General features: G+C 55.9%; 22 protein-coding genes. 6 read left to right on the top strand and 16 right to left on the bottom strand.

All coding sequences use genetic code 11. The features are described from left to right. Nucleotides 1-242 precede the first annotated feature (242 nt). A complete protein-coding gene (gene phoR / locus SK47_RS04295; protein ID WP_003859119.1) occupies nt 243-1538 on the bottom strand; it encodes a phosphate regulon sensor histidine kinase PhoR in 1296 nt (431 codons plus the stop codon). A gap of 21 nt (nt 1539-1559) precedes the next feature. Continuing rightward, a complete protein-coding gene (gene phoB, locus SK47_RS04290) occupies nt 1560-2249 on the bottom strand; it encodes a phosphate response regulator transcription factor PhoB (RefSeq protein ID WP_003859122.1) in 690 nt (229 codons plus the stop codon). A 187-nt stretch (nt 2250-2436) separates the two neighbouring features. Between phoB and sbcD the strand changes: the two genes are divergently transcribed. Both sbcD and sbcC read left to right on the top strand, forming a co-directional pair. Then, entirely contained in the window at nt 2437-3642 is a 1206-nt protein-coding gene (gene sbcD / locus SK47_RS04285) for an exonuclease subunit SbcD (RefSeq protein ID WP_048243536.1), read from the top strand. Then, on the top strand, nt 3639-6770 hold the full coding sequence (gene sbcC / locus SK47_RS04280; RefSeq protein WP_048243535.1) for an exonuclease subunit SbcC: 3132 nt from the start codon (nt 3639-3641) through the stop codon (nt 6768-6770). The genes sbcD and sbcC overlap by 4 nt, the downstream gene beginning before the upstream one ends. Nucleotides 6771-6867: 97 nt before the next feature. Here sbcC and mak read toward each other — a convergent pair whose 3' ends face one another. Beyond that, complete coding sequence (mak, locus tag SK47_RS04275) at nt 6868-7773, bottom strand: fructokinase (RefSeq protein ID WP_003859127.1); 906 nt, start codon at nt 7771-7773, stop codon at nt 6868-6870. Between the two features lie 123 nt (nt 7774-7896). Here mak and rdgC point away from each other — a divergent pair, with 123 nt between their 5' ends. Beyond that, complete coding sequence (gene rdgC, locus SK47_RS04270) at nt 7897-8811, top strand: recombination-associated protein RdgC (protein ID WP_003859129.1); 915 nt, start codon at nt 7897-7899, stop codon at nt 8809-8811. A 47-nt stretch (nt 8812-8858) separates the two neighbouring features. Here rdgC and ppnP read toward each other — a convergent pair whose 3' ends face one another. The 5 genes from ppnP to SK47_RS04245 form a co-directional block, all read right to left on the bottom strand. Beyond that, nucleotides 8859-9146, bottom strand: a complete 288-nt coding sequence (gene ppnP, locus SK47_RS04265; protein WP_003859131.1) for a pyrimidine/purine nucleoside phosphorylase — start codon at nt 9144-9146, stop codon at nt 8859-8861. Nucleotides 9147-9217: 71 nt separating this feature from the next. Then, complete coding sequence (locus SK47_RS04260) at nt 9218-9895, bottom strand: AroM family protein (RefSeq protein WP_003859133.1); 678 nt, start codon at nt 9893-9895, stop codon at nt 9218-9220. A gap of 236 nt (nt 9896-10131) precedes the next feature. After that, nucleotides 10132-10323, bottom strand: coding sequence for a protein YaiA (yaiA, locus tag SK47_RS04255; protein WP_003859135.1), 192 nt, complete (start codon nt 10321-10323; stop codon nt 10132-10134). A gap of 44 nt (nt 10324-10367) precedes the next feature. Beyond that, complete coding sequence (gene aroL / locus SK47_RS04250) at nt 10368-10892, bottom strand: shikimate kinase AroL (RefSeq protein WP_023315502.1); 525 nt, start codon at nt 10890-10892, stop codon at nt 10368-10370. Nucleotides 10893-11036: 144 nt separating this feature from the next. After that, the gene (locus tag SK47_RS04245; protein ID WP_003859141.1) at nt 11037-11495 is read right to left on the bottom strand and encodes a YaiI/YqxD family protein; all 459 of its coding nucleotides are present in this window, start codon (nt 11493-11495) and stop codon (nt 11037-11039) included. Nucleotides 11496-11592: 97 nt separating this feature from the next. Here SK47_RS04245 and proC point away from each other — a divergent pair, with 97 nt between their 5' ends. Further along, the gene (proC, locus tag SK47_RS04240; RefSeq protein WP_023315501.1) at nt 11593-12402 is read left to right on the top strand and encodes a pyrroline-5-carboxylate reductase; all 810 of its coding nucleotides are present in this window, start codon (nt 11593-11595) and stop codon (nt 12400-12402) included. Nucleotides 12403-12418: 16 nt separating this feature from the next. On the opposite strand, the gene adrA is transcribed toward proC, so the two are convergent. From adrA to SK47_RS04215, 5 genes are all read right to left on the bottom strand, one after another. Further along, a complete protein-coding gene (adrA, locus tag SK47_RS04235; protein ID WP_023324219.1) occupies nt 12419-13522 on the bottom strand; it encodes a diguanylate cyclase AdrA in 1104 nt (367 codons plus the stop codon). Nucleotides 13523-13624: 102 nt separating this feature from the next. After that, nucleotides 13625-13945, bottom strand: coding sequence for a phosphate starvation-inducible protein PsiF (gene psiF / locus SK47_RS04230; RefSeq protein ID WP_022650447.1), 321 nt, complete (start codon nt 13943-13945; stop codon nt 13625-13627). A gap of 293 nt (nt 13946-14238) precedes the next feature. Next, nucleotides 14239-14499: an anti-adapter protein IraP gene (gene iraP / locus SK47_RS04225; RefSeq protein WP_003859148.1), complete on the bottom strand. Its 261-nt coding sequence runs from the start codon at nt 14497-14499 to the stop codon at nt 14239-14241. A gap of 208 nt (nt 14500-14707) precedes the next feature. Further along, nucleotides 14708-15922, bottom strand: a complete 1215-nt coding sequence (locus SK47_RS04220; RefSeq protein ID WP_015571317.1) for a multidrug efflux MFS transporter — start codon at nt 15920-15922, stop codon at nt 14708-14710. A gap of 169 nt (nt 15923-16091) precedes the next feature. Then, the gene (locus SK47_RS04215) at nt 16092-16775 is read right to left on the bottom strand and encodes an extensin-like domain-containing protein (protein ID WP_048243533.1); all 684 of its coding nucleotides are present in this window, start codon (nt 16773-16775) and stop codon (nt 16092-16094) included. Between the two features lie 104 nt (nt 16776-16879). On the opposite strand from SK47_RS04215, the gene ddlA reads away from it, so the two are divergent. Next, a complete protein-coding gene (ddlA, locus tag SK47_RS04210; RefSeq protein WP_048243532.1) occupies nt 16880-17977 on the top strand; it encodes a D-alanine--D-alanine ligase in 1098 nt (365 codons plus the stop codon). A 3-nt stretch (nt 17978-17980) separates the two neighbouring features. Here ddlA and SK47_RS04205 read toward each other — a convergent pair whose 3' ends face one another. After that, nucleotides 17981-18202, bottom strand: a complete 222-nt coding sequence (locus tag SK47_RS04205; RefSeq protein WP_045344168.1) for a DUF2754 domain-containing protein — start codon at nt 18200-18202, stop codon at nt 17981-17983. Nucleotides 18203-18450: 248 nt separating this feature from the next. On the opposite strand from SK47_RS04205, the gene SK47_RS04200 reads away from it, so the two are divergent. After that, nucleotides 18451-18753 carry a DUF2755 family protein gene (locus SK47_RS04200; RefSeq protein ID WP_003859159.1) on the top strand — a complete coding sequence of 101 codons (303 nt, stop codon included), beginning with the start codon at nt 18451-18453 and terminating at the stop codon, nt 18751-18753. Here the strand turns inward: SK47_RS04200 and SK47_RS04195 are convergent, their stop codons facing one another. Together SK47_RS04195 and sbmA are read right to left on the bottom strand one after the other, a co-directional pair. Next, nucleotides 18754-19851: a DUF1615 domain-containing protein gene (locus tag SK47_RS04195; RefSeq protein WP_045347332.1), complete on the bottom strand. Its 1098-nt coding sequence runs from the start codon at nt 19849-19851 to the stop codon at nt 18754-18756. Nucleotides 19852-19863: 12 nt separating this feature from the next. After that, nucleotides 19864-21084 carry a peptide antibiotic transporter SbmA gene (gene sbmA / locus SK47_RS04190; protein ID WP_003859162.1) on the bottom strand — a complete coding sequence of 407 codons (1221 nt, stop codon included), beginning with the start codon at nt 21082-21084 and terminating at the stop codon, nt 19864-19866. Between the last annotated feature and the right edge of the window lie 116 nt (nt 21085-21200).

The raw sequence follows: 21200 nt of genomic DNA, 5'->3' as shown, positions 1-21200 counted from the left end.
TATATGGGGGGCAATTTAAACGCTTATAACGTTTAAAGGCAAGAAGGGATCGTAAAACCAGAACAATATGCCAGCATGAAAATCCAGACCAACATAATATGCCATGTATAAGAAAAACTCATGGCTAATCATGCGAACAAAAAAGCACCAGCCGTATAATATTCATCCGCGTTTCGCTTGACTGCAAAGCAAACGGGCCAGCAATCGCTGGCCCGTGGAAAGGTAGCCTGACACACACGCTGTCAGGCGCTTTTTTTGGCAATTAATCGTTCCGGAATCACGAAGCTAAAGCGCGTGCCCTTACCGAGGGTGCTTTCGATATTGAGCCGGCTTTCGTGGTGGCTGACGGCATGCTTCACAATTGCCAGCCCCAGTCCGCTTCCGCCGGTCTGCCGCGAGCGCGCCTTATCCACCCGGTAGAACCGTTCGGTGAGACGCGGGAGGTGTTCAGGCCCAATCCCCGGCCCGTTGTCCTCGACGCTAAACTCAGCCCCTGCCGGAGTATGCTGCCAGCGTACCGCGATATGCGTCCCTGTCGGGGTATGATTCACGGCGTTATAGACCAGGTTTGAGATAGCGCTTCGCAGCTCATCTTCACTGCCGAGCACTTTCAGCGTGTTATCAACATCAAAACTCAGGGTGTGCTGATTATGACTCAGCGTTTGGGCTTCGCGCTCCACCACCCGCAACATCATCGGCACATCAATGATGTCATTTAGCGCCAGCGACGGGGCAGCCTCAATTTTTGAAAGCGTCAGCAGCTGTTTGACCAGCCCTTCCATGCGGAACGTCTGCTCCCTCATGGTATGCAGCGCTTTCTCACGCGGCGCCCCCTCAAGCGTTTGCTCCTGCATCATCTCCAGGTAGCCCTGAAGCACCGTCAACGGCGTACGCAGCTCGTGGCTGACGTTGGCAAAGAAGTTACGTCTCGCGCCCTCAAGCTGGTGCATCTGGGTAACGTCCCTCGCCACCATCAGCCACTGCCGATCGCTGTAGGGCATCACGCGGATCTCCAGATGGCGACCGTTATTGAGCTTCAGATTGTGCGGGCGCGAAAAATCCCGCTTTTTCAGATACAGCGTGAACTCGGGATAACGCAGAAGGTTGAGGATGTTCTGACCGTTATCATCCGGCCAGCGCAGGCCCAGCAGCTGCTGTGCGAGGCCATTGCACCAGAAGATGGTCCCTTCTTCCGTCGTCAGGATCACCGCGTCCGGCAGCGACTCCGCACCGCTACGAAAGCGTTTGATCAGGCTTCCCAGCTCACGACGGCGCTTTTTATTACGCATCTGCATCTGGTGCAGGCCGTAGAGTAGCGGTTCCCAGCTCCCGCTTCCCGGCGGGGGTGTCATACTTCTGTCGACCCACAGCCACCAGGAAAGACGCAGTAAATTCCAGAAATGCCAGACGAGCAATCCCGTCACGGCCACCAGTAAAAACCACGGCAGATAGCCAAAGATAGCCCCCAGAATGAGGGCCGGAATACAGCATAAGATCAGTTCAAAGACGAGCCTTTTCCATGACAGACGTTCCAGCACGCGTCACACTCCTGTCATTGTTCAGAAACGGGTCGAGAAGCGATAACCCGTGCCGCGGACCGTCTGTACCATGCGATCGTGGCCGCTCAGTTCCAGTGCTTTACGCAGGCGGCGAATATGGACGTCAACCGTTCGGTCTTCGACATAGACGTTAGTTCCCCAGACGTTATTCAGCAACTGTTCGCGGCTGTAAACGCGCTCCGGGTGGGTCATAAAGAAGTGCAGGAGTTTAAATTCGGTCGGTCCCATATCGAGGGGATTTTCACCGGTCATGACCCGGTGTGAGGTAGGATCCAGGCTCAGCCCCTGCATCTCAATCACCTCTTCCACCGCCATCGGTGAAATACGGCGCATCACGGCTTTGATACGCGCCACCAGCTCTTTCGGGGAGAACGGTTTGGTGATGTAATCGTCCGCGCCGGTTTCCAGACCGCGCACGCGATCCTCTTCCTCGCCGCGCGCCGTCAGCATCACCACCGGGATATCACGGGTCATCGCCTCGCGTTTGATATGCTTGATAAACTGTAATCCGGAACCGCCAGGCAGCATCCAGTCCAGCAGGATCAGATCGGGCCAGGGTTCATTCAGCTGGTTCACCGCGCTGTCATAATCTTCCGCTTCAACCGGCTGGAAGCCATTTTGTTCAAGCACGAAGCACACCATTTCACGGATCGGAGCTTCATCTTCTACGACCAGAATACGTCTCGCCATACTTTGCCCTGTCTTATCGTATTTAAGTTACAAGTCTGTAATGCGGCGTCATTATGCGTCAGATTTATGACAGATTTATGAAAAACATTACCACTATAAATGGCAAACTGTTGTTTTATTACAGCGGTTATTTTCCGTTCCACGAAAGTTTATAATCCTGCTTTCTTATTATTGCCACGGATCTTTTATGCGCATACTTCACACCTCAGACTGGCACCTGGGTCAAAATTTTTACAGCAAAAGCCGCGCCGCGGAACATGAAGCGTTCCTGAACTGGCTGCTGGAGACGGCTCAGGCTCACGAGGTGGACGCGATTATTGTGGCGGGCGACATTTTTGATACCGGATCGCCGCCGAGCTATGCGCGTGAGCTATACAACCGTTTTGTGGTCAACCTCCAGCGTACCGGTTGTCACCTGGTGATTGTCGCCGGAAATCATGACTCGGTGGCGACGCTGAATGAATCCCGCGATATTCTGGCGTTCCTCAATACCACCGTGGTGGCCAGCGCCGGGCACGCGCCGCAGATCCTGAAAAAACGCGACGGCACGCCGGGCGCGGTGCTGTGCCCAATCCCGTTTTTACGCCCGCGCGATATCGTGCAAAGCCAGGCGGGTCTGTCCGGCAGCGAAAAACAGCAGCATCTGTTGCAGGCCATCACCCGCTATTATCACCAGCAGCATACGGAAGCCTGCGCCCTGCGCGGCGATCAGGCCATTCCGATCATTGCCACCGGACACCTCACCACCGTCGGAGCCAGTAAGAGTGACGCGGTGCGCGAGATCTATATCGGTACGCTGGACGCGTTTCCGGCGCAAAACTTCCCCCCCGCCGACTACATTGCCCTCGGGCATATTCACCGGGCCCAGATCGTCGGCGGCTGCGAGCATATCCGCTACTGCGGCTCGCCCATTTCGCTCAGTTTTGACGAAACGGGCAAAGCCAAATCCGTCCATCTGGTGAGCTTCACCGGGGGCAAACTCAGCGCCGTTGAGACGCTTGAGGTGCCGGTCACCCAGCCGCTGGCGGTGCTGAAAGGCGATCTGGCCGCCATTACCGCTCAGCTTGAGCAGTGGCGCGGCGCAGCGCTTAATCCCCCCGTCTGGCTCGATATCGAAATCACCACCGACGACTACCTGTACGATATGCAGCGTAAAATTCAGACGCTGACGGAAGACCTTCCCGTGGAAGTACTGCTGGTACGCCGCAGCCGCGAGCAGCGCGAGAAAATACTGCTCAACGCCCAGCGTGAAACGCTTAGCGAACTTCGGGTTGAAGAGGTGTTCGCGCGGCGGCTTGCGCATGAAGAGGTGGACGAGGCCAGACGCACCAGGCTTAACGAGCTGTTTGCCCAGACCCTGCACTCCCTCCATGACGAGGACGAAAACGCATGAAAATTCTGAGCCTGCGTCTGAAAAATCTGAATTCGCTAAAGGGTGAGTGGAAAATTGATTTCACCGCGGAGCCGTTCGTCAGCAACGGGCTGTTTGCCATCACCGGCGCAACCGGCGCTGGTAAAACCACGCTGCTGGATGCCATCTGCCTGGCGCTGTACCACGAAACGCCGCGTCTTAATAAGGTCTCTCAGGCGCAAAACGACCTGATGACGCGCGATACCGCCGAATGCCTGGCGGAAGTGGAATTTGAGGTCAAAGGCGTTGCTTATCGCGCTTTCTGGAGCCAGAACCGCGCCCGCAACCAGCCGGACGGGAACTTACAGGCACCGCGCGTAGAGCTGGCCCGCTGCGAAGACGGCAAAATTCTGGCCGACAAAGTCACGGATAAGCTGGAACAAACCGCCGCACTCACCGGGCTGGACTATGGTCGCTTTACCCGCTCGATGTTGCTCTCGCAGGGGCAGTTTGCCGCCTTCCTGAATGCTAAACCGAGCGATCGCGCTGAGCTGCTGGAGGAACTGACCGGCACGGAAATTTACGGCCAGATTTCCGCCATGGTTTTTGAAAAACACAAAGCGGCACGTAACGCGCTGGAGATGTGCGAAGCGCAGGCCGCAGGGGTTGTGCTGTTGAGCGAGGAACAGCAGCAGCACTTGCAGCAAAGTTTGCAGGCACTTACTGACGAAGAGAAAATCCTGCTGGCACAGCAGCAGAGCCAACAGAAAGATTTTCAGTGGCTTACGCGTAACGACGAACTGATACGTGAGCAGCAGCGCGCAGCCGCTTCGCAGCAGCAGGCGCAACAGGCTCTGACGGACGCCGCGCCGCAACTGGCTAAGCTCCAGCTGGCGCAGCCCGCCGCCCAGCTACGTCCGCTATGGCAGCACCAGCAGGAGCAGACCGCCCGCCTGTCGCAAACCGCAGAGCGAATTGTCGAAGTAAATACTCGCTTACTCGACAGAGCGGCACAGCGCGCGCGTATCCGCAACGGTGCGCAGCGCAACCGTGAACAGTTGCAGACAGAGCACACGGCGCTGACGCAGTGGCTAACCGAACACGATCGTTTCCGTCAGTGGGGACAGGAAATTGCCGGCTGGCGGGCGCATTTTACGCAGCTGAATCGCGATAAAAATCAGCTTGTTGCCCAGGCAGCGCGCATGGCTGAGCTTCGTCAGAAGCTGGCTGAGCTGCCGGAGAGTACGCTGACGCTGACGGCTGAGGATCTCGCGACGGCAATGGAGCAACAGGCACAATCGCGGGCGCTCCGCCAGCGTCTGACTGCGCTTCACGCTCGCTATCAGCCGCTGCAAAAACGACTGCGCCAGAATGCGGAAAGCGTGCAGAAAGCGCAGGCTGAGCAGGGTAAGCTCAATGAAACGCTGATCCTGCGGCGTCAGCAGTTCAAAGAAAAAAATCAGCACTATGCCGACCTGAAAGCGCTCTGTGAGCGTGAGGCGACAATCAAGGATCTTGAGAATTATCGTGCTCAGCTGGAAGCGGGTAAGCCTTGCCCGCTCTGCGGTTCACGCGAACACCCGGCAGTTGTGCAGTATCAGGCGCTTGAACTGACTGACAATCAGCGCCGCCGCGACGCGCTGGAGAAAGAGGTTGCAGCGCTAAAAGAGGAAGGATTGCTGGTACTCGGGCAGGTGAATGCGCTGACCCAACAGATCCAGCGCGAGACTGAGGAAGCACAGGCTCTCTCTGAGGAAGAGCAAGCACTCACTAAAGAGTGGCTGGAGGTCTGCACCTCCCTGAACATAGCGCTGAATATTCAGGATGATATAGCACTCTGGATGAGCGCACAGGAGCAGTATGAACGCCAGCTGTATCAGCTCAGCCAGCGTCTGACGCTGCAAAACCAGCTCATTGAACAGGAAGGTCAGGCGCGCCAGTACCAGCAGCAGCTGACGGCGACGCGTCAGGCGCTGGCGGCCTCGCTAGAGTCGCTGTCGCTTAGCGTGCCCGATGAAGGGGCCGAAAGCGCCTGGCTGAGCGCGCGCGAAAGCGAATATACCCTGTGGCAGGAAAAACAGGCCCAGCACGGTACGATTCAGGAACGTATTAACGCCCTGATGCCAATCCTGGAGACGCTGCCGGTTACCGATGATACAGAAGCCGACGCGGTTATACCTGAGAACTGGCGCGGCATCCACGACGAATGCGTGTCGCTGCAAAGCCAGCTCACCACCCTCCAGCAGCAGGAGACGCTTGAGCGTGAACGGCTCCAGCAATCACAGGCTCAGTTCAACGCCGCGCTGACCGCGAGCTGCTTTGCCGATCGGGAGGCATTTCTCTCCGCCCTGCTGGATGAAGCGTCGATCCGCCAGCTTGAACAGCAAAAGCAGACGCTGGAAAACCAGCTCCAGCAGACCACGGCGCTTTCGGTGCAGGCAAGCCAGCAGCTTCAGGCGCATCAGGCACAGCGCCCCGAAGGGCTGGAAACCGATGCCGCAACGCTTCAGGCGCAGTTACATCAGCTGGCGCAACAGCTTCGGGACAACACCACGCATCAGGGGGAGATCCGCCAGCAGCTCAAACAGGACGCCGATAACCGTCTGCACCAGCAGGCGCTTATGCAGCAGATTGAGGAGGCGGCGCGTCAGGCCGACGACTGGGGCTATCTCAATGCGCTGATAGGCTCCAGCACCGGCGATAAATTCCGTAAATTCGCCCAAGGGCTAACGCTGGATAATCTGGTGTGGCTTGCCAACCAGCAGCTCAACCGTCTGCATGGCCGCTATCTGCTTCAGCGTAAAGCCAGCGACGCGCTGGAGCTGGAAGTGGTCGATACCTGGCAGGCCGATGCGATACGCGATACCCGTACCCTTTCCGGCGGGGAGAGTTTCCTGGTCAGTCTGGCGCTGGCTTTAGCGCTTTCCGATCTGGTCAGTCACAAAACGCGCATTGATTCGCTGTTCCTGGATGAAGGGTTCGGCACGCTCGACAGTGAAACGCTGGACACCGCGCTGGATGCGCTCGACGCACTGAACGCCACCGGGAAAACCATCGGCGTGATCAGCCACGTTGAGGCGATGAAAGAGCGTATTCCGGTGCAGATCAAGGTGAAGAAGATCAACGGGCTGGGGTATAGCAGGCTGGACAGGGAGTTTGCGGTGAATTGAATGGGGGACGGTGCGGTCTGATGCCCTCACCCTGGCCCTCTCCCTGTGGGAGAGGGTACAAACATCAAAAACGGCAACGCAAGTTACCGTTTTGCGTTTATTCCGGCCACAGCCACGCCGCGCCTCGCACGCCGCTGGAGTCACCGTGGACGGCTTTGCGGATCGGTGTTTCGCACTCGCCGCCAAATACCCACTGTTTCACCAGCGTTGGCACCGTGGCGTAAAGTCGGTCGACGTTGCTCATGCCGCCGCCCAGCACAATCACGTCCGGATCGAGGATATTGATCACATGCGCCAGTGACTTAGCCAGCCGCATTTCGTAGCGGCTGAGCGCCAGTTCAGCCACCGGATCCTGCTCCTCAACCAGACGCATAATCTCGTTACCTTTCAGCGGCTGGCCGCTCAGACGATGATAATCGGTGGCAAACCCCGTACCGGAGATAAAGGTCTCTATACAGCCCTGCTTGCCACAGTAGCACGGCACTTCGGCGCGGTATTTGAGTTCATCTTCATCCATCCACGGCAGCGGGTTGTGCCCCCACTCGCCCGCGGTGCCGTTGCCGCCAATATGCGAGCGCCCTCCGAAGGCCACGCCCGCCCCGCAGCCGGTGCCGATAATTACGGCAAATACGGTCTGCGCGCCAGCCGCTGCGCCATCCACGGCCTCAGACACCGCCAGGCAGTTTGCGTCATTCGCCAGACGCACTTCCCGGTTCAGGCGTTGACTTAAGTCTTTATCAAACGGCTGACCGTTGAGCCAGGTGGAGTTGGCGTTTTTCACCACGCCGGTATACGGCGAAATGGAGCCAGGGATCCCCATCCCGACTGTGCCCGTCTCGCCCGTTGCCTGCTCTGCCATATCGACCAGGCGGGCAATCGTCTCTATGGTCTGGTGATAATCATCGCGCGGCGTAGGCAGACGGTGGCGAAACAGTTGCTCCCCCTGCTCGCTCAACGCGATGACTTCTGTTTTGGTGCCGCCCAAATCAATCCCAATACGCACAAGACACTCCTCATTATTTTGATTATCAACAGAGTAGAAGCCCGCTTCCCGATTAGCAATGCAAGCGATGCGACAATTCGTTATCATGCCCGCTGATTTAACGACAAGGCCGTGGAAATTATCATGCTGTGGTTCAAAAATTTGATGGTTTACCGTCTCAGCCGCGACGTTTCGCTGCGTGCAGAAGAGATGGAAAAACAGTTAGCCGCTTACTCCTTTACCCCTTGCGGTAGCCAGGATATGGCAAAAACCGGCTGGGTTCCGCCAATGGGTTCTCAAAGCGATGCGCTGACCCACGCCAGCAGCACGGGGCAAATCATCGTTTGCGCCCGCAAAGAAGAGAAGATCCTGCCGACGCCCGTGGTTAAGCAGGCACTCGAAGCGAAGATCTTCAAGCTGGAAGCTGAACAGGGCCGTAAGCTTAAAAAAACCGAAAAAGATTCGCTGAAGGATGAAGTGCTGCACTCGCTGCTGCCGCGCGCGTTTAGCCGCTTTAGCCAGACCATGATGTGGATCGACACCGTTAACGGGCTGATCATGGTGGACTGCGCCAGCGCCAAAAAAGCCGAAGATACGCTGGCGCTGCTGCGTAAGAGCCTTGGCTCATTACCGGTGGTACCGCTGGCGCTGGAAACGCCGATTGAGCTGACCCTGACCGAGTGGGTGCGCAGCGGGACTGCCGCGCAGGGCTTCCAGATCCTTGATGAAGCAGAGCTGAAAGCGTTGCTGGAAGATGGCGGCGTGATCCGAGCGAAGAAACAGGAACTGGTGAGCGACGAAATCGCCGTGCACATTGAAGCGGGCAAAGTGGTGACCAAACTGGCTCTCGACTGGCAGCAGCGCATTCAGTTTGTGATGTGTGATGACGGCTCCGTGAAGCGCCTGAAATTCTGCGATGAACTGCGCGATCAGAACGAAGATATCGACCGCGAAGATTATGCTCAGCGCTTTGACGCAGACTTTATCCTGATGACCGGCGAGCTGGCGGCGCTAATTCAGAACCTGGTGGAAGGTCTCGGCGGCGAAGCGCAGCGCTGACAGGCAAAACGTAGGCCGGGTAAGCGAATGCGCCACCCGGCATGCTTTTATTTCAGATAGCGGCACAGATAAGAGGTTGGCTCTGCAACCTGTAAATGGAACTCGCTGTGGCCCGGCACGTTGAAGACCTGCCCGGCACTATATACTTTCCACTCCGTTTCACCCGGCAGCAGGACGTTCAGCGCGCCGCTGACCACCGTCATCTCTTCCGCTTCTGCGGTGCCAAAGGTGTATTCCCCTTCCGCCATTACGCCGACACTGGCGCGGCCAGTGCTGCTGCTGGTAAAACCAATGGATTTCACTTTACCGGAAAAGTATTCGTTACTTTGAAGCATGAACTGGCCCTTATATTTATAGAGAAAAATCCACTATAGGGGCCATGCTCATGACCTGTCACGCAAAATCATTACACCAGTAATTCTGACGCCAGACGCGCCATCAGGACGTTAGAGAGCAGCACCGGAACATCCAGCGCCTTTTGCAATAAATCACGATGCCGCTGATGGAAGCCCAGGCAGTCGAGCATCAGGACATCCGCCCCTCTGTCGATCAATTCCTGCCCGGCCGCAATCAGCTTCGCTTCGCTGTCCCAGAACGGGTTAGCCAGCGCGTACAGCGGGGTGTGCTCCAGCGCAGCCCACTTCACCGTCTGGTTATCCAGCAGTTCCTCAACGGGAACGATGACCCCAACCTGATGACCATCAACAATAGAGGCCACCAGCGGGGGGATAATCCGCATCGGTTCGAGCAGAATGGCATTACGCGCGCTGAGTCCTTTAACGGGTGCCGTGCTCATCAGCAAAATGACGTCATAGTCCTGATTGTCGAGCACTTCGATCACGCCCTGTAGCGCGCGCTCGATTTTCTGGCGCGACACATGCGCCAGTTTACCGTCACTGAGTAACGTTGCCAGGGGATCTTCCCCCTCTCCGACCGCGTAGTCTTCCATGACCTCTTCCCGACTGAGCTTCCCTAACAGACTGAGATGCGTAATTTGTTGTTCAGAGACATGCTCGGTTAAGAGCGGTAATACTTCGCTTACAGGCACCACACCAATCGTGAGGATCGCCAACGTCGCCTTCATTTTGATCGCCTTCCGTTACTACCACAACTGCCACACAGGTGCAGGCTCACTACGCTGCACTGTTCATTTATTCAACAAAACAGCACCAAGCGTAGCAGGGGATCTCAACACCGTAGTGTAAAGATCGACTGGCCTTTCCGAATCCACCTGTAATAACTAAATATTAACTGCTGCTTAACATCAGCGATAAGTTAAAAGTGTGATTCAGGCACGGTTGTAACGAATTCGGATTCCTGTCAGGACTTCTCAGGATCCTCATAGCGCCGTTTCGCATCCAGCGCTTCCTGTTCGGTTTCATGTTCGCTGATCAGCGAATCAGGTTTAGGGTGATCGGCACGCAGCTGGTACCAGGTTACGGTTTGATCACCATTACCTTTTTCAACGGTAACGATGCGGGCTTCACGTGGATAGGGAGGTCTGGTTGGCATAGCTCATCCTTTTTTTATGTCTGAGCTATGAGTATAGACGGCTGTTAGCTGGCGCAAGCCAAACGCAGGGCGGTAATAATCTGAATCGCAACTTTTTCGGGTGACGCCGACGCATCCACAACGTGGTGTGCCGCCTCGCGGTACAGTGCATCGCGTTCGGCGAGGACCTCGCTGACCTCTTCACTCAGCGGTTTCGCGGTCAGCGCCGGGCGCTGCCCCTCTTCCGGAAACGCCTCCAGCCGCCCCACCAGCGTAGAGACCGGGGCACAGAGGTAGATCACGACACCCTTTTCGCGCATAAACTGGCGGTTATACGACGCCAGGATAATGCCCCCACCGGTCGCAATCACGGTTGACGGCGCGGTCACCGCTTCCAGCGTGGCCGTTTCACGCGCACGAAAGCTCTCCCAACCCTCATCTTCAACGATATCGGCGATAGTCTTACCCGCATTCTCCTGAAGCCAGTGGTCAGTATCGACAAACTGACTCTGGCACAAACGCGCCAGCTCCAGACCAACGGTGGTTTTCCCACAGCCGCGAGGGCCAACTAAAAAGATGGGTGGGTTCATAACCAGGTGTTCCCCTTGCTGCCGGATAACTGAAGGCTGTAAAGAAATGATTGCAGTAGATGTTGCGCTAACTTTACTGCAAAGCGGTACGGAATGACAAGCCTGTGGAAGCCACACTGTACCACAAAACCGCCCGGAGGTGGGCTACGCCGGGCGGCGCTTCACTTCCAGCAGCCATTTATCCAGCTCGGCGGCAAACTGCTGGCGATCGCGCTGCGACAGGCTGTCCGGCCCACCGGTTTGCACGCCGCTGGAACGCAGCGTATCCATAAAATCACGCATGGTGAGCTTCTCCCGGATCGTTGCCGGAGAGTAGCGCTCGCCGCGCGGGTTAAGCGCCGCGGCCCCCTTCGCCAGCACGTCGGCAGCCAGCGGGATATCCGCCGTGATCACCAGATCTCCTGCGTCACACAGGCGTACTATCTCGTTATCCGCCACGTCAAACCCGGCCGGAACGCGCAGAGATCGGATGTATCTGGAGGGCGGCACGCGGATATTCTGGTTCGCCACCAGCGTTAGCGGCATCTGCACGCGCTCGGCAGCACGAAATAAAATCTCTTTAATCACATTCGGACACGCATCCGCATCAACCCAAATCGCCATCGTCTATCCCCATTATGATTCTGGCGACTATTGTCGCCTGCATTTCGTTGTTAAGCTATCAATGAGAGATAACAACGCATAATAACGGAGAGACGTGATGGATAAGAAAATCGGGTTTATCGGCTGCGGAAACATGGGCAAAGCTATCCTCGGCGGACTGATTGCCAGCGGGCAGGTGCTGCCGGGGCAGATTTGGGTCTATACCCCATCCCCGGATAAAGTCGCGGCGCTGCGTGATGAGTATGGTGTCAACGCTGCCGAAAGCGCGCAGGAAGTGGCTCAGGTGGCGGATATTGTCTTTGGCGCCGTTAAGCCGAATATCATGATTAAAGTCCTGGGCGAGATCACCTCCAGCCTTAACAAAGAGACCCTGGTGGTGTCGATTGCCGCAGGCGTGACCCTCGATCAGCTCGCCCGCGCGCTGGGTCACGACCGTAAGATTGTTCGCGCCATGCCAAACACCCCGTCGCTGGTGAATGCCGGTATGACCTCCGTTACCCCGAACGCACTGGTCACATCTGAAGACGTGGCAGATGTACTGAATATCTTCCGCTGCTTCGGCGAAGCGGAAGTGATTGCCGAACCGATGATCCACCCGGTGGTCGGCGTGAGCGGCTCTGCCCCGGCGTATGTCTTTATGTTTATCGAAGCCATGGCCGATGCCGCCGTATTGGGCGGAATGCCGCGCGCGCAGGCCTACAAATTTGCAGCGCAGGCGGTGATGGGCTCGGCCAAAATGGTGCTGGAAACGGGTAAGCATCCGGGCGAATTGAAAGATATGGTGTGCTCGCCGGGGGGCACAACCATTGAAGCCGTGCGCGTGCTGGAAGATCGCGGATTCCGCTCCGCCGTGATCGAGGCGATGGAAAAATGCATGGAAAAATCAGAGAAGCTCAGTAAGTCCTGATGCGCTACGCCGGGCGTCAGGCGGCCACTTCGGTGCGGCCCCGTCCGGCATTTTTGGCTTTATAGAGGGCCACGTCCGCCGCCTTTAGCCATTCACGATAGTGGGTGAACTGCGCTCCCCAGGGGGCAACCCCAACGCTGATACACAACCTCGCCGTTGGTGCTCCGTGCAGCGGCATGTTGACCAGCCGTTCATGGACGCGCGACATCGCTGCAATCGCGCTGTCGGCAGGCGTGCCGGACATGATCACCGCGAACTCATCCCCACCAAAGCGGCCAATATAATCGCCGGAGCGCAGAGTCAGCTGAAGCTGGCGCGTAATGGCAACAATCGCTTCATCCCCCACGTCATGCCCCCAGGTGTCGTTGATCGTCTTGAAGTGATCGATATCGATGAGCAGTATCGTCGCCTGTCGATGGCTGCGACGGCAGGCCTCAAATTCGTAACGCAGCAGCGTTTCCCAGTGACGGCGATTGAACACGCCGGTCATTCCGTCGCGGGTACTCATCAGCTCAAGCCGACGCTTATGCTCTGCCAGCCGGATCGCCGTGCGGTGGCTGAGCCATGCAAACAGCATGGGGTAGACCACCAGCACGGGGAGCGTCAGCCACAACGCCAGCGGTTCAGAGGTCAATAGCACAGGAGTACCCGTGGATTGCACGGTGAGCAGAGCAGACAGGGCAAGCAGCGCCAGTCCTGTCAGAAATAAGCGACATCCCCCCGATCCCATCATATTCATGCCGATCATCATGATCAGCGCCGCCGTTGGTAGCGCATTGAACCCTGTTAGCCCCATCCAGACACCGGCAAGAATGGCATCGATTTTCAGATTAACAATTTCACTTCTGTGGGGTTCAGCCGAACGAAAAGCCAGCTGCCAGGCCAGATGGGGCCAGACAAAGACCCAGCCCACCAGCAATAACCACCAAACGCCGGAAAGAAACTGGCTCACCAGAACGCTGGCAAGCGGAACAAATAGCGCCGCCAGACCAACGATGCGTGCCAGCCGTATTCGCCGGGCAAATCGCAGACCGGAACGGTATGAATCATCCTGAGAAAGCTGCTGGTGCCACGCTTCCCGAATGTTCTCGTGACTGTCATAAAACTCATCATTCATCATCTTTGGGAATATTCTGAAACATTTTCCCAAATTATAGAGAGGGGGATAGCGGGGAAAGTATGAAATTTTGGGTGAGCCACAGCCGTGACTCACCCGTTAGCACTACGCCTGTTTTTTCAGGCACGCGCTCATGAACTTGCTGCGATCGTCGCCTTTCAGCATCTGCTGTGTCGCCTGGGCATTGCACTCGCGCATTTTTTGCTGCTGCGGGGTCAGGCTTTTTTCACCGGGTTTTGTCGCACCATTTTTTAGGCAGTCGCTCATGTACGTTTTACGGGCATCCCCTTTCAGGCTTTGCGATGTCGCCTGTTGGTTACAGGTCGTCATGCGTTGCTGCTGGGGCGTCAACGTTTTCTCTTCCGCATGTGCTGATGCCATCAGACACAGGCCAGAGAGCAGGGTAATCAGTATTGTTGTTTTCATTGCACCATCCTTTATGTGAAGTTCCACGTTAAGTCTGGTTCGTTACGGAAAAAAAACCACCCTGCGCACCTGATTTTCGCCGGGCTCAGCGGTTATTTCAGCCCTGTAGCGGCACAATGATCATTATCCGGTTTCGCCGGCAGGGAGGCGGTAATTAATAGCAGAAATTATGCGGTGAAAACTGTGCTCTGTCTCAATTTAATTTACCCTGAAAAATGTGTAAAAATAAAAACAGAGCGACGCCAGGCATCCTGCATGACAATTCTGTGACATGTCATTTCACCTCTGGCCGGTTAACTGCGAGGATGCCTCAAAAGCTTTTTTACGTATTGCTGAAGCAGCTCCGCATCCTCTGCGGGAACCTGTGAATCAGGGCGAGCTTTTTCCAGCGCGCCTTCAACGTTGTCGATCAACGCCTCCTGCTCTGGTTTTGCCATCTGTCGCAGCAGCGCCGTCACAACGATTTCCAGCGCCTCGACCTGGGCAACCAGCTCTTTCGACTCTTCTTCCTTTTGGGCAAGCTTAACCAACAACTCAGCAATGAGATTTTTCATGGTGCTATTTCCTTATGTGATTTCCCCTGAAATTAACACCCTCACTGAATAATGAAAAGCATGGATTGGCTTTATCTTATGCAAAAGTGACATCGCTGCCAAAAAAGATATTTCGTGGAGAAAGCGAAACGTTTTTCTAAAAGAAAGGCGCCGCATTTCGTTATATAAAAATGCGGCGTTCATAAGAATAAATAATATATTATCGTGTTTACCGGGCCGACTTTGCCTCAGCGATTCGCCTGCGACGGCGTAAGGCAAAGGCCAGTTGAATAATATTCAGCAGTACCACCACCGCCGTCGCGGCAAATACCCAGCGGAAACCCGCCATCGCCGAGACCGAGGCGCCAATAAGCGGACCCGCTACGTTGCCTAAATACATGAACGACTGGTTGTAGCCAAAAATGCGGCCGGTTACCTGGTCACTGGAATATTTCACCAGCAGCGTCTGAACAGCGGGCAGCATGGCGCCATCCGCGAAGCCAAGCAGGAAGCGCAGGATGCCCAACTGAAGAGGTGTGGTGACGAATGACATGGCAAAGAAAAGGATCACCGCAATGATGAGCGTTGCCATCAGAATACGTGCCGTACCGATCCTGTCGCCCAGTTTCCCCAGGCGCGGAGCAGACATCAGCGCCGACACGCCCGGCACGGCGGCAATCATCCCGCTCAGAAACGCAATGTTGCTGCTGTCCGGCGCCATCGACTTGATAAACAGCGCCAGAATCGGCCCCACCGAGCCGTTACAGAGCTGGATCACCATCGTCGTCACAAAGAGGCTAATCATCAGGCCAGGATAAGGCAGCGAGGCGAAAACCGCTTTTCCGCTCAGGCGTTCGGATTTGCTGACAACAGGCCGCCCGCCCTCTTTAATCAGAAAAAGGGTGACCAGAAAGCTGATCGTCAGCAGGATCGCAGTAATGATAAAGACCGCACGCAGCCCGACATGGTCCGCCAGGAAGCCGCCGAGCAGCGGGCCGCCAATGACCCCGCTGATCTGGGCGGTGGAAAGCGTGCTGAGCGCCCAGCCGCTTCGCTCACGCGGTACCTGTGAGGCCACCAGCGCCATGGCATTCGGAATGTACCCAGAGGTCAGCCCCATTATCGCCCGCAGAATAAACAGCTGCCAGACGTTGGTGGCGAAGGCCTGGAGCAAAATGGCTATCGCCATCCCCAGCGAGGCGCGGAGCAGCATCAACTTGCGCCCCTTGCGATCTGCCAGGCTACCCCACATCGGCGACACAATGGCGGAGACCAGAAACGTCACGCTGAACGTCAGGCCGGACCACATGGAGAGCGCTTCATGGGAAGTGACCCCCAGCTGCGACACATACAGCGGCAGGAAGGGCAATATCTGGCTGATAGCCAGTCCGGTGAAGAAGCAGCCGAACCAGACTGAAATGAGGTTAACTTTCCAGGATTCCATAACAGAAATAGTCTTCATTTTTAGGCGAATTCGCCGACAGATTAGCAAGTTACGCGCAATGACATAGCGCCAGAGATGCGGCCTTGCAGACTTTGGTGTTTTATCTTCCCAGTCATCATATTTGTGAAATAAGTCACAATTCATCCAAATTTCGGCGGAAGATTATGCTTCATCGACATAATCCATATCCGCGCATTCCCAGATGGAAATGGTTGGCATGGGCGGCATTATAGTCCGGTCCCAGACTGTTACCGTAATAACCACAGCTTGCCGAGAGCAGCGCCTGTAGCCAGGGCTGCGTCTTTTCCGCTTTCCAGCCGTTTAGAACGGTAACACGCTGTCCGTTTGCCAGCCTGAAAGCGCTGATATCCAGCGCATCCGCCGTGGCATGTTCGCTGCGCCGCGCATCCGGGCGGCTGTAGATATTGCGGCAGGCAAAGCTGCCCAGATGTTCAATACGCGCAAGCTCGCTTCCCGTCCAGGTTTTGGTGAGCGGCCGGGCCTGCTGGCTGACAAACAGCGCCGAACTTAACGCCAGCAGGCAACTGGCAAGAAAGCTGCTGTTCAGACTGACCGGGCCAAAATCACGTACGCGCACCACGTTACTCAGTGGACACTCCCCGGCGCTGTCAGCGACCGCCTGGGTACGGATAAGCCGACGTTGGTTCGCCTGCGTTAACAGGCTTTCGCACGCCTGGGGGGTTAAACGCCGAAGTTTAAACTGGGTTATTTTTCCGGGCGGATCGTCAAGCGTAAGCGGCACGAAAGGGTTGTACTGCGACGGCAACCAGCGGTAGCCCACCGTGACGATCCCGGCAATAACAATAAGAATAAACAGACCTTTTCCTTTCACGCGCCCCCCTTCAGCATCCCTCAAAACATTATGGCAGAAGGCCGCGAAACCCGCCGGGCATCGTGGTATGTTATTGGCTTTTCGTCAGACTGGAAGAGAGTGAGATGGCAAAGCAGCGCGTAGGTATTGTCTTTGGGGGAAAATCGGCAGAGCACGAGGTGTCATTGCAATCGGCTAAAAATATCGTTGATGCGATTGATAAAAGCCGTTTTGACGTGGTGCTGCTGGGCATAGATAAACAGGGCCAGTGGCATGTTAACGATGCCAGCCAGTATCTGTTACACGCTGACGATCCGGCGCACATCGCCCTTAATCCTTCTGATATCAGCGTCGCAACGGTTCCAGGCGTGGTACAGGGACAGCTTATCGATGCCGGGAACGCGCAGGCGCTGGCACAGATTGACGTGGTGTTTCCTATCGTTCACGGCACGCTGGGCGAAGATGGCTCCCTGCAAGGCATGCTGCGGATGGCGAACCTGCCGTTTGTCGGTTCCGATGTGCTGGGCTCTGCCGCCTGCATGGATAAAGACGTCACAAAACGTCTCCTGCGCGACGCTGGTCTGAATATTGCGCCGTTCGTGACGCTTACTCGTGCCAACCGCGATAAACATAGCTTCGCGCAGATCCAGGCGCAACTCGGCCTGCCGCTATTTGTGAAACCAGCAAATCAGGGCTCGTCCGTTGGCGTCAGCAAAGTCACCAGCGAAGCGCAGTTTAACGAAGCCGTTCGTCTGGCCTTTGAGTTTGACCATAAGGTGGTGGTTGAGCAGGGAATTAACGGACGCGAAATTGAGTGCGCCGTACTGGGCAACGACTTCCCGCAGGCGAGTACCTGCGGTGAAGTAGTGCTGAACAGCGACTTCTATTCCTACGACACCAAATATATTGACGACAAAGGTGCCCAGGTTGTGGTCCCCGCCGCGCTCGATCCTGACGTTAACGACAAGATCCGCGCGATCGCCGTTGAAGCCTATCAGGCGCTGGGATGCTGTGGGATGGCGCGCGTCGACGTGTTTCTGACGCCGGATAACGAGGTGGTGATTAACGAAATCAACACCCTGCCGGGCTTTACCAATATCAGCATGTACCCGAAACTGTGGCATGCCAGCGGGATAAGCTATCCGGAACTGCTCACCCGCCTGATTGAACTGGCGCTGGAGCGTCACGCCGCTGACAGCGCCCTGAAAAGCTCTGTTAACTAACGGTTAGTCGGTTTTCTCTGCCGTCGTCGTCTCATCGGGGCGACGGCGGATAATGAATCCCGCCAGCCAGAAACTGATTATCCAGGTCACCAGCCCAACCGCATAGGTTTGCCAGCCTTTCGCTTCAAATCCCAGCAGCCCGACAACACCGTTGAGAATAAAGATCAGCCCGATCGCAAAGGCGTAGTAATGCCAGTCACGGCGTAGTTTGGAAGTGAGCTTCATGACAACTCCGGCAGAAAAAAAACTATCCTCTCACAGTTTGATAAAGGCGTCTGTGGCGGATACGTAAATTCTGAAAAGCAGCGCAGTTTCACTTATGTTATCAATTTGTGACGTGATGCAGAATTCGACAATCCAGGAGAAATCCTGAACCGAATTTCCCACGATTCTGATATTGACAAATGCTATGACCTGTCACACTCACCCTGTACGACGCGTATTAAAACAGAGTGATATTTTCGGGAGGTCTTATGGCAGACTTTACATTGTCGAAACCGATTTTTGGCGGAAAACAACCAAAAACCTCCACGGCGGGGAATATTGCCTATGCCCTGTTTGTTCTGTTTTGTTTCTGGGCAGGAACCCAACTGCTGAATATGCTGGTGCATGCTCCTGGCGTGTATGAGCATCTGATGCAGGTGCAGGATACAGGCCGCCCACGCGTTGAAATCGGTTTAGGCGTGAGCACCGTATTTGGACTCATTCCCTTCCTCGCGGGCAGCATGGTTCTGGGCGTGATTGCCCTCGTCCTGCGCTGGCGCAATCGCCACTGATTACAGTCCCATACAGCGTGCCCGACGATCGTCCACGCGTTTCGCGAACCAGGCGGTCGTCAGGTTACGCGTGATCTTCGGGCTTTCCAGTTGAATCCCTGGCAGAATGGCTCTGGGTAATGCCTTTCCACTTTTCTTCTCGGCCAGCGCAAAGACCTGCTTATAGAGATCCGTTTTCTCAAACGCCAGGCTGTCGCCCTTCTCCAGCTGTCGGCGAATGTCGTTGTTGCTCATCTCCAGCTTCGTCGAGAGTTTTCGCACCGCACGTTCGGTGGTCCCAGCCTCACTGCTGCCGTATGCAATGAGATCGCCATCCAAAGCGAGCTTCACACCGCTGGCGCGGCTTACCGCATTCTGGAAGGCTGCATTTCGGCTGGCATACCAGCCCGCATTAAAGTCGGCAAAGCGATACAGCGGTTTATCGTAGTTGGCCCGATAATTCAGCAGGTGATACGTCCCAAACCACAGCCCACCGCGCAGGGAGAAGACCTCCTGACGCACCGTACCATCGATATCCCACGGATAGCCGTCGGTATGCTTTTCCGCAAATGCGATACTCACCTGCATCGGACCGCCGGTATGCACCGGATTCAGCGATCCAAACAGCCTCTGCCCCATCGGCACCATATTGATGAAATCATCGAAAATGGCGCTAAGCTGCTTCTCGGTTTTCACCGTATCCAGCCGTTCGCTATAGCTTTTACCGTTTGGCGAGGTGATTTTAAGGGCGGTATGTACCAGGAAAACCGGGATATGCATCGATTCGGCCCGGCGGTCGATCTCTTTCCAGGCGATTTTGTTCAGGCCAGGCACAACAGGATCTGACTGATACATCGATTCCTGCTGCGCCACCGCGAGCACCGAGCAGATATTCTCTTCGGTAGGCGCGATCTTCTGGCTTTTGAAGGTCGTTGCCAGCGCATCAGCCCACTCACTGCGATCCTTCACGCTGGCGGGCATCTTCTGCCGCACCACGCTCGCCACATCCACAGGCTTCTCCCCTTCTTTGAGCGGGGCAGCCCCTTTTTCGGCACAGCCCGCCAGCACGAAAGCGGCGAGTAACGTCAGAGGTAATGCACGTGGTACGGCAAATGGCATAGCAATTCCTTTTTAACCTAATGTATGGGTGACTTCCTGCACGTCCTTATCGTCCAGCTCACGCTCGAAACTGCGTAAACGTTTGTAGATGGACATCAGCTCCACAAGCGTAGTCCAGGAGCTAATCAGATACTGGAACGAACCGCGAACCTGACCAAAGACGTTGGTGATTTGGGTCATCAGACCGAGCGTAATCGTACCCGCAACGATGGACGGGAACAGCAGGAACAACCCGAAAACGTTATCAACCTGAAGATAAAGAATGCGCGCGATATTGAAATACATGTAATGGAAATAGAGGCGGAAGTAGTTACGACGTACGGCGCCAAACAGCTCACGCACGGTAGGCGGTGACGCACGGTTGGCATCGTCTTCACCATACACCAGCTCTTTACGGTAGGCCGCTTCCACGCGCTGGTTTTTAAACTCCAGCCCCGGCAACTTGATCCCTACCACCGCCAGCAGCCCCGTTCCCATCAGCGACCAGACAATCGCGGCAATCACCAGGCCGTAGGGCAGATGGCCGACAATCGGCAGCTCCGGAACGTGCGACGAGAGCGTCACCAGCACCGGCAGGAAGGCGATCAGCGTCATGATGGCGTTGATAAAGCTCACGCCCATATCTTCCAGAGTAGAGGCAAAACGCATGGTGTCTTCCTGCACACGCTGTGCGGCACCTTCGATATGTCGCAGGTGCTGCCAGTGCGCCATATAGTGTTCGTTCATCGCGGTACGCCAGCGGAACACATAGTGGCTGACGAAAAAGTTATTCATCACGCCGATCACCACGGCGATGAGGGCGATGCCGAGGAAGATCCCCACCTCATGGTAGAACTGGTTAATGGTCACTTTATGCGGCGAACTCAGCGCCGTCTGGATCAGATCGTAAAACGGCGCATACCAGGCGTTGACCGCTACGCCCACCTCAACCAGGAACCAGGTGACAAAGATGATTAACGACGTGCCGAGAATCGACCAGTATTGCCAGCGGTGAGGAGAATAGACAAACCAGAACATGGCAAAAAGCCCTACGCAGAGCACGTAATAAGCGTAGAAAAGCAGATAGCTCATGGACCAGAAGCGCGCTGCGCTAATGGGAATATCGCCCGTTGCCCCCGTAAGACGGGTCAGCCACGCGCCGCCACCGGCCTGCCAGAAAATGACAGCCAGCAGTGCCCAAATAAATGCCGACAGGAAAAAGGGCCCCGGCTTTGGGAAAAAAGACTTAAACATTGTGCTTCCTTCTTGTTGTTATGGCTGTTGCTGTGTTCAACATATCGCCACACGAAACCTTGCCTGTACCAGCCTCCCGGCTCAGGCAAAAAAGTGAGACCTGCGGGTGAATTATT

It is taken from the genome of Enterobacter sp. BWH52, assembly GCF_001037565.1.
Lineage (GTDB): Bacteria > Pseudomonadota > Gammaproteobacteria > Enterobacterales > Enterobacteriaceae > Enterobacter > Enterobacter hormaechei_C.
The sequence above is the reverse complement of the archived record's forward strand: the minus strand, read 5'-3'. Positions and strand labels throughout refer to the sequence as shown.

Coding starts and splice junctions, on each gene's coding strand:
- phoB (WP_003859122.1), bottom strand. CDS start 2,249: ATGGCGAGACGTATTCTGGTCGTAGAAGATGAAGCTCCGATCCGTGAA.
- sbcD (WP_048243536.1), top strand. CDS start 2,437: ATGCGCATACTTCACACCTCAGACTGGCACCTGGGTCAAAATTTTTAC.
- sbcC (WP_048243535.1), top strand. CDS start 3,639: ATGAAAATTCTGAGCCTGCGTCTGAAAAATCTGAATTCGCTAAAGGGT.
- rdgC (WP_003859129.1), top strand. CDS start 7,897: ATGCTGTGGTTCAAAAATTTGATGGTTTACCGTCTCAGCCGCGACGTT.
- ppnP (WP_003859131.1), bottom strand. CDS start 9,146: ATGCTTCAAAGTAACGAATACTTTTCCGGTAAAGTGAAATCCATTGGT.
- SK47_RS04260 (WP_003859133.1), bottom strand. CDS start 9,895: ATGAAGGCGACGTTGGCGATCCTCACGATTGGTGTGGTGCCTGTAAGC.
- yaiA (WP_003859135.1), bottom strand. CDS start 10,323: ATGCCAACCAGACCTCCCTATCCACGTGAAGCCCGCATCGTTACCGTT.
- aroL (WP_023315502.1), bottom strand. CDS start 10,892: ATGAACCCACCCATCTTTTTAGTTGGCCCTCGCGGCTGTGGGAAAACC.
- SK47_RS04245 (WP_003859141.1), bottom strand. CDS start 11,495: ATGGCGATTTGGGTTGATGCGGATGCGTGTCCGAATGTGATTAAAGAG.
- proC (WP_023315501.1), top strand. CDS start 11,593: ATGGATAAGAAAATCGGGTTTATCGGCTGCGGAAACATGGGCAAAGCT.
- adrA (WP_023324219.1), bottom strand. CDS start 13,522: ATGATGAATGATGAGTTTTATGACAGTCACGAGAACATTCGGGAAGCG.
- psiF (WP_022650447.1), bottom strand. CDS start 13,945: ATGAAAACAACAATACTGATTACCCTGCTCTCTGGCCTGTGTCTGATG.
- iraP (WP_003859148.1), bottom strand. CDS start 14,499: ATGAAAAATCTCATTGCTGAGTTGTTGGTTAAGCTTGCCCAAAAGGAA.
- SK47_RS04220 (WP_015571317.1), bottom strand. CDS start 15,922: ATGGAATCCTGGAAAGTTAACCTCATTTCAGTCTGGTTCGGCTGCTTC.
- ddlA (WP_048243532.1), top strand. CDS start 16,880: ATGGCAAAGCAGCGCGTAGGTATTGTCTTTGGGGGAAAATCGGCAGAG.
- SK47_RS04205 (WP_045344168.1), bottom strand. CDS start 18,202: ATGAAGCTCACTTCCAAACTACGCCGTGACTGGCATTACTACGCCTTT.
- SK47_RS04200 (WP_003859159.1), top strand. CDS start 18,451: ATGGCAGACTTTACATTGTCGAAACCGATTTTTGGCGGAAAACAACCA.
- SK47_RS04195 (WP_045347332.1), bottom strand. CDS start 19,851: ATGCCATTTGCCGTACCACGTGCATTACCTCTGACGTTACTCGCCGCT.
- sbmA (WP_003859162.1), bottom strand. CDS start 21,084: ATGTTTAAGTCTTTTTTCCCAAAGCCGGGGCCCTTTTTCCTGTCGGCA.